The sequence below is a fragment of the Flavobacterium collinsii genome, assembly GCF_902804485.1.
Taxonomy (GTDB): Bacteria; Bacteroidota; Bacteroidia; order Flavobacteriales; family Flavobacteriaceae; genus Flavobacterium; species Flavobacterium collinsii.
In genome coordinates this window covers 1-6,711 of the sequence record NZ_CADCST010000115.1, presented here as the reverse complement: position 1 = coordinate 6,711, position 6,711 = coordinate 1, and the positions used below count along the sequence as shown (strand labels likewise).

Sequence of the window (6,711 nt, the reverse complement as noted above, 5' to 3'; positions counted from 1 at the left end):
TAAATGCATATTTTACTGTGCTATTTAATGTATTAAATCTTCTAAAAATTTTTTTCATTGATTCCAATATTTTTTTTTAAGTAGTTTTTTTCGAAGTACTATTCTTATGGTATTTACTAATGCTAATTAATTGATAAAAATATGATTTTAAATTAAAATAAATCAAGGAGTTGAGGATGTTATTTTGTGAAATTAAAATTTTAAACTGAGTTTTAAATCTTAAATTTCTCACCAAATTCAAAAAAAAATATTTCCCCACCCAACACCCCAACAAATAAATTCTGATTCCGTATATTTGCCCAACCAAACATTACACTTAATTATGAGCCAAAAAGTATTACTTAATTCAAAAGAAGTTACTATCATACTCCATCGTTTGGCTTGTCAGTTAATCGAAAAACATCTTGATTTTTCAGATACTATTTTAATCGGAATTCAGCCGAGGGGTGTTTTCTTAGCAGAACGTTTAAAACAAATACTAGAGAGCGAATACAAGACGCCTGAAATTTCTCTGGGATATTTAGATATTACTTTTTTCAGAGACGATTTCCGCCGTACAGATAAACCGCTTGAGGCCAATAAAACCCAAATCAATTTCATAGTTGAAAATAAAAAAGTCATTTTTATTGATGACGTTTTGTTTACCGGACGCAGCATTCGCTCTGCTTTAACCGCAATTCAGTCTTTTGGTAGACCTTCAGAAATTGAATTGTTAGTGTTAATTGACAGACGTTTTAGTCGCAATCTGCCAATTCAGCCCGATTATCGTGGTCGTCAGGTAGATGCTATTAATGGTGAAAAAGTAAAAGTAAGCTGGAAAGAAAATGACGGTGAAGATGTGGTCTATTTGATAACAAATTAACGATTAAATAAAGCAACAGTTAAACGAATAAATAAAAAAAGGATGACAGAGAATGAAGCTTTTATTTATGAATCAATTTTTAACCAAGTTAGAATGGGGTTTCTGTCTCTTGATGAGATTCAGGAAAACATTCTGGAAGAAATTGAAGACAACGAATTTGAGGATGAAATCTCTGAAGAGTGGGCTTTTGATAAAATAAGAGAAGAAAACCAAAAATTACTTTCAGAAAGTAAACAATGGAAAAGTCCAACAGATACGGAAAGATTAATAAAAGCGTTTGATGAATTGGCAGATAGAAATATTATTGCACTTCATAATGCAGGTTATACCACATCAGATGGCGAATATGAAGTTGTTGAGGTAGAAAGAGCGTTACGTGAAAACGAGGTAGAATCTGATGGATATTGCTTTTATCATGAACAAGACTTAGCAAGAGGAGTGGCGGTAGAAGATTCAAGTTTGTTTATCGCTTTCCAGAAAGTAGATAATGGTGATGATGCGACAACAATAGAAGTAGGTAAAGTAGTTGCCCAAGTTCTAAGAGATAACGGCTTCACTCTAAAATGGAATGAATCTGCAAGAACAAAAATAGAAATCCCAGGTTTCAAATGGCAACATCTTTTTGATGAAGATGCCAGAGATTTGCAGGATTACAGCGAAGTTGTAGAAAGAATGATTCAATAAAGTAGTTGTTCTTTGTAGCAGCATTGAAAGACTGAGTATGTCAGGAATTCAAGAATTTGACAAATAAATATTAAAGAAATAAAAATGAAAGAATTAAGCGTAAATCACTTATTGGGAATTAAATATATCAATGAAAATGATATTAACCTGATTTTTGAAACTGCCGATCATTTTAAAGAAGTCATTAACAGACCCATTAAAAAAGTTCCTTCATTACGAGATATTACCATTGCCAATATTTTCTTTGAAAACAGTACCAGAACTAAGCTTTCTTTTGAGTTGGCACAAAAAAGACTATCAGCTGATGTGATTAGTTTTTCGGCAGCTCAGTCTTCTGTTAAAAAAGGAGAGACTCTGATTGATACTGTAAATAATATCCTTTCAATGAAAGTTGATATGGTTGTAATGCGCCACTCCAACCCCGGAGCGGCTTATTTTTTATCCAAAAATGTCAAAGCCAGTATCGTGAATGCCGGAGACGGAGCACACGAGCACCCAACACAGGCTTTATTAGATAGTTATTCTATTAGAGAGAGATTAGGTGATGTAGCCGGAAAAAAGGTAGTTATTGTAGGTGATATTCTGCATTCGAGAGTAGCTTTGTCTAACATATATGCTTTAAAGATGCAGGGTGCCGAAGTAAAGGTTTGTGGGCCAAAAACACTGATTCCAAGATACATTGAATCCCTTGGAGTCACAGTTGAACCCAATTTGCGTAAAGCTTTAGAGTGGTGTGATGTTGCTAATATGCTTCGTGTTCAAAACGAACGTATGGACGTAAACTTTTTTCCTTCGACACGTGAGTATGCACAACAATACGGAGTAGATAAACCATTACTGGACTCCCTTGGAAAAGAAATCGTAATCATGCACCCGGGACCAATTAACAGAGGAGTAGAGATTACTTCTGAAGTTGCTGACTCAGATCATTCGGTGATTTTGAATCAGGTCGAAAACGGAGTAGCGATCAGAATGGCCGTTATTTATTTATTGGCGTCTAAGATTCAGTAGTTTAGTCTCGGTTTTCAGTTCTCAGTGTCAGTTCTCAGTGTCAGTTCTCAGTGTCAGTCTCAGTTTTCAGTGAAGGTCAGAATTTGAACTACATAAAGTTAAAACTGTTTACTGCAATCGCGACTGAATACTAAAAAAAGCGACTGCGACTGAAAAATAGTCTCAGTTTTCAGTGAAGGTAAGAATTTGAACTACACAAAGTTAAAACTGTTTACTGCGACCGCGACTGAATACTACAAAAAGCGACTGCGCCTGAAAAATAGTCTCAGTTTTCAGTGAAGATCAGAATTTGAACTACACAAAGTTAAAACTGTTTACTGCGACCGCGACTGAAAACTAAAAAAAACGACTGCGACTGAATACTAAAAAAATCGTACCTTAGCTCTCTAACAGCGCCTATAAATTAGAAGATGAAAGTAGATCAAAAAGGACATACCGTTACAATTAAAGATACCCAGGGAGATTTTAATGCTTTTTTGGAAAAAGTAACGCAACAGTTCAAAACCTTTGAAAAACAAAATATTATAATCGATTTGTCTGCAGATAATGATGTATCTGAAAAGGAGGTAAAGCTTTTTTTACCTTTGGCCAAGCAACAGAAAAAAGCTAAAAAATCATTTGTAATAGTGGTTTCAGATCTTGATTTTAATGCTGTTTCAGATAAATTACTTGTAGTTCCATCGCTTTTGGAAGCACATGATATTATCGAAATGGAAGAAATCGAAAGAGACTTAGGGTTTTAATTGTAGCTTTTAGAGTTCAGATTTTAGATTTTGAATGTTGGAGTCTAAAATATATATTCAATTTAGAATCTAAAATCAACAATCTAAAATGAAGCTTACCATACTTGGCTGTTATGCCGCAACCCCCAGAACAATTACCAACCCGACATCGCAGGTTTTAGAGATTAAAAATAGAATGTTTTTAATTGATTGTGGTGAAGGAACTCAGGTACAATTACGCAAGAACAAAATTAAATTCTCTAAAATAAATCATATTTTTATTTCGCATTTGCATGGAGATCACTTTTTTGGTTTGATTGGAACGATCTCAACTTTTGCACTTTTAGGCCGTACAACTGATTTACATATTTATGGTCCAAAAGGAATAAAGGAAATTATTACTTTGCAATTGAGATTGTCGAATTCCTGGACAACTTATGATTTGTTTTTTCATGAATTGGAATCAACAGAAAGCGAGGTTATTTTTGAAGACAACAGAGTTATTGTAAAAACAATTCCACTAAAACACCGTGTATATACGAACGGTTTTTTGTTTCAGGAAAAACCCGGTGATCGAAAATTAAATGTAGAGGCTGTTCAGCAATATGACATTCATACGGCATATTATCAAAAAATAAAAGGAGGTGGTGACGTTACACTTGATGACGGTACTGTGATAAAAAACGAAAAGCTGTCTTTTGACCCAATTCCTCCAATGAGTTATGCTTTTTGCTCGGATACAGTATATCATGAAGCGATAATTCCGTTAATAAAGGATGTTGATGTTTTATATCACGAATCTACCTTTTTGGAATCAGAGGCTGCATTAGCACTCAAAACGTTACATTCGACCGCAAAAGAGGCGGCGGCAATTGCACTTAGAGCAAACGCTAAACAATTGGTACTAGGACATTATTCAACGCGATATGATGGTATCGAACGTTTTAAAGAAGAAGCTGAAACCGTTTTTCCAAACATCCTTTTAGGAGATGATGGGAGAAGTTTTGAGTTTTAAGTTGTAAAATGTAAATAGTTAATAGTGAAATGTAGATTATGGAATGTGAATGATGAATAATGAAATGTAAAATAATGTAGATTTTTTAGTCAATCAATAAACCACATTTCACAACCTACAATCTAAAATATAAAATCATGAACGATTTAAGCAATTATAGAAAATCTTACGAAAAGAGCGAATTATTAGAAACGAATATTCCTGAAGATCCAATTAATCTTTTTAACCGATGGTTTCATGAGGTGGAAGATTTCGGTGGAAGCGGAGAAGTCAACGCCATGACAGTTTCGACAATTGGACTGGACGGTTTTCCGAAATCCAGAGTGGTTTTGTTAAAAAAGTTTTCTGAGGAAGGTTTTATTTTTTATACCAATTATGATTCAGAAAAGGGAAAAGCAATTACCGCGAATCCACATGTTTGTTTGTCTTTTTTTTGGCAGGAAATGGAACGTCAGGTAATCATAAAAGGAATTGCGACCCGAACAGCTGAGAACATATCCGATGGTTATTTTGATTCTCGTCCTGATGGAAGTAAATTGGGAGCGATTGTTTCGAAGCAAAGTGAAGTGATTCCGTCCCGAACTTTTCTGGAAGAGAATTTGAAAAAATTAGAGAAAGAATTTGAAGGAAAACAGATTCCGAGACCCGAAAATTGGGGAGGTTTTTTAGTAACTCCCTTAGAGGTAGAATTCTGGCAGGGGAGACCTAATAGATTACACGACAGGATTCGTTATCAGAGTCAATCTGATTTTTCGTGGAAGATTGAAAGATTATCTTCGTAGTTGTAGGAAAAATATATTTCATTATAGGTTTGTTATGTAGTTCATCGATTTTTTTTGTAGTTTAACGATATATTTGATATGTTTGAGTAAGAAAAAGAAACAGATCAATCTATCTAAATAAAGAGTTTAAAGGATTTGCCCCAACATCTACTTTAAAAATTAAACTACTATGTGATTATGAAAAAGATGATGCATAACATGAGGTTCGTTGCAATGATTGTCCTACTGGTTGCAATGAACTCCTGTTCAGCGGATAGTGCAGAGGCTACCGAAAACAGTACTACTGTTGAAGCTGTTGTTGCCAGCTACACTTACAATGATTCTGAAATCGAATCCATGAAACTTATCAATGATTATAGGGTAAGTGTCGGTCTGAATGCTCTGCAAAGAGTAAATCACGTTTCATTTAAATGTGAAGAGCATAACAAATACATGATCGCTAACAATGTGGTTGATCATAATGATTTTACTGCTCGTTCTAATAATATTATGAGTGTTTTAGGAGCTAAAAAAGTAGGTGAGAATGTAGCTTACAATTATAAAACTTCTGAAGCAGCTTTAAGAGCCTGGCTCGATAGCCCCGGGCATAAAGCAAATATCGAAGGAGATTATACCCATTTTGGTTTGTCGGTTTCAATTGATCCTCAAACAGGAAAAAAATACTATACAAACATCTTTGTAAAGATGTAAAGAAAATATTGGACTGGTTTAGTTTTTATTGGTCGTTGCAATTCTGGGAATTGCAACGATTTTTTTTGTTATCGATTGTTTAAATGTTTATTTTCCTACTTTTGTTTTTGTTTATAAAGGAGAATATTATGAATGAAATAATTAAAGATTATGTTGATAAAGGAATAGCTTTTGTCGAAAAACACAAAGAATATCTTATGTATGGTGATGATATTGCGAAAGATATGATTTATGAATTTGATTATAGTAGTACTAAGAGTAAATCTTCAAAAATGACTATGAGTCAAGAGAATGCTACCGGTGAACTTGTAGAGCTTTTGAAACCCACAGATAAAATATGGAAAGCAACGGATAGTACAATAACGGATAGTCAAATTATTGAAATAGAAAAACAATTTGATATTAGATTTCCGAATTCTTATAAAGAATATCTAAAGTATAAACATTTCTATGCTATTTTTTTGAATTCGGATATCAGACTTTATCCGAAACCTTCTAGTAACTGGCAAAATATATTAGTAGAAAATAATGAGGAAATGAAGGAGTATTTATTAGATATTGGATTTTTTGCTATTGGGAATTATATAGATTATGGTATTGTTTGTTTTGATTTTAGAAATGGTAGAGAAGAAGCAAAAGTTGTATTTGTCGATTGCGGAAATATGGAAATAGAGGTTTTAGCAGAAAATTTTATTAGTCTTTTAGAGAATGGGCTAAAATTAAAAGAACCTGTTTTAAGTGAATTAAAACTATGGCAAAAAAAGATGTATGGTATGATCTAATTTATTTAGGTACTTCCTGTGATAAAAAAAAGCTACCTATATGGCAGCTTTTTTTATTTACATCTATGTCTCGTCCTGAAATAAGTTGACATAAAATTGACTTATTTATGAATAATCCAGAATTTAAAAAAGAGCGACGCAGTCAGAGAGATTACAACATAGG

8 protein-coding genes are annotated in these 6,711 nt (G+C 33.5%); all 8 read left to right on the top strand.

What is annotated here, in order from left to right; genetic code table 11:
* Positions 1–322 precede the first annotated feature (322 nt).
* The 8 genes from pyrR (at position 323) to FLA105534_RS18800 (ending at position 6,548) form a co-directional block, all read left to right on the top strand.
* Positions 323–862: a bifunctional pyr operon transcriptional regulator/uracil phosphoribosyltransferase PyrR gene (gene pyrR, locus FLA105534_RS18835; protein WP_173967632.1), complete on the top strand. Its 540-nt coding sequence runs from the start codon at positions 323–325 to the stop codon at positions 860–862.
* A gap of 42 nt (positions 863–904) precedes the next feature.
* On the top strand, positions 905–1,546 hold the full coding sequence (locus FLA105534_RS18830) for a DUF6891 domain-containing protein (RefSeq protein WP_173967631.1): 642 nt from the start codon (positions 905–907) through the stop codon (positions 1,544–1,546).
* Between the two features lie 84 nt (positions 1,547–1,630).
* Positions 1,631–2,557, top strand: a complete 927-nt coding sequence (locus FLA105534_RS18825) for an aspartate carbamoyltransferase catalytic subunit (protein WP_173967630.1) — start codon at positions 1,631–1,633, stop codon at positions 2,555–2,557.
* Between the two features lie 410 nt (positions 2,558–2,967).
* Positions 2,968–3,300, top strand: coding sequence for a ribonuclease Z (locus FLA105534_RS18820; RefSeq protein ID WP_173967629.1), 333 nt, complete (start codon positions 2,968–2,970; stop codon positions 3,298–3,300).
* An 88-nt stretch (positions 3,301–3,388) separates the two neighbouring features.
* A complete protein-coding gene (locus tag FLA105534_RS18815) occupies positions 3,389–4,294 on the top strand; it encodes a ribonuclease Z (RefSeq protein ID WP_173967628.1) in 906 nt (301 codons plus the stop codon).
* Positions 4,295–4,431: 137 nt separating this feature from the next.
* Positions 4,432–5,076 (top strand): pyridoxamine 5'-phosphate oxidase, encoded by a 645-nt coding sequence (gene pdxH / locus FLA105534_RS18810; RefSeq protein ID WP_173967627.1) that lies wholly within the window; start codon positions 4,432–4,434, stop codon positions 5,074–5,076.
* A gap of 177 nt (positions 5,077–5,253) precedes the next feature.
* Positions 5,254–5,766, top strand: a complete 513-nt coding sequence (locus tag FLA105534_RS18805; RefSeq protein WP_173967626.1) for a CAP domain-containing protein — start codon at positions 5,254–5,256, stop codon at positions 5,764–5,766.
* 128 nt (positions 5,767–5,894) lie between these two features.
* Complete coding sequence (locus FLA105534_RS18800) at positions 5,895–6,548, top strand: SMI1/KNR4 family protein (protein WP_173967625.1); 654 nt, start codon at positions 5,895–5,897, stop codon at positions 6,546–6,548.
* Positions 6,549–6,711: the final 163 nt, after the last annotated feature.

Coding starts and splice junctions, on each gene's coding strand:
- pyrR (WP_173967632.1), top strand. CDS start 323: ATGAGCCAAAAAGTATTACTTAATTCAAAAGAAGTTACTATCATACTC.
- FLA105534_RS18830 (WP_173967631.1), top strand. CDS start 905: ATGACAGAGAATGAAGCTTTTATTTATGAATCAATTTTTAACCAAGTT.
- FLA105534_RS18825 (WP_173967630.1), top strand. CDS start 1,631: ATGAAAGAATTAAGCGTAAATCACTTATTGGGAATTAAATATATCAAT.
- FLA105534_RS18820 (WP_173967629.1), top strand. CDS start 2,968: ATGAAAGTAGATCAAAAAGGACATACCGTTACAATTAAAGATACCCAG.
- FLA105534_RS18815 (WP_173967628.1), top strand. CDS start 3,389: ATGAAGCTTACCATACTTGGCTGTTATGCCGCAACCCCCAGAACAATT.
- pdxH (WP_173967627.1), top strand. CDS start 4,432: ATGAACGATTTAAGCAATTATAGAAAATCTTACGAAAAGAGCGAATTA.
- FLA105534_RS18805 (WP_173967626.1), top strand. CDS start 5,254: ATGAAAAAGATGATGCATAACATGAGGTTCGTTGCAATGATTGTCCTA.
- FLA105534_RS18800 (WP_173967625.1), top strand. CDS start 5,895: ATGAATGAAATAATTAAAGATTATGTTGATAAAGGAATAGCTTTTGTC.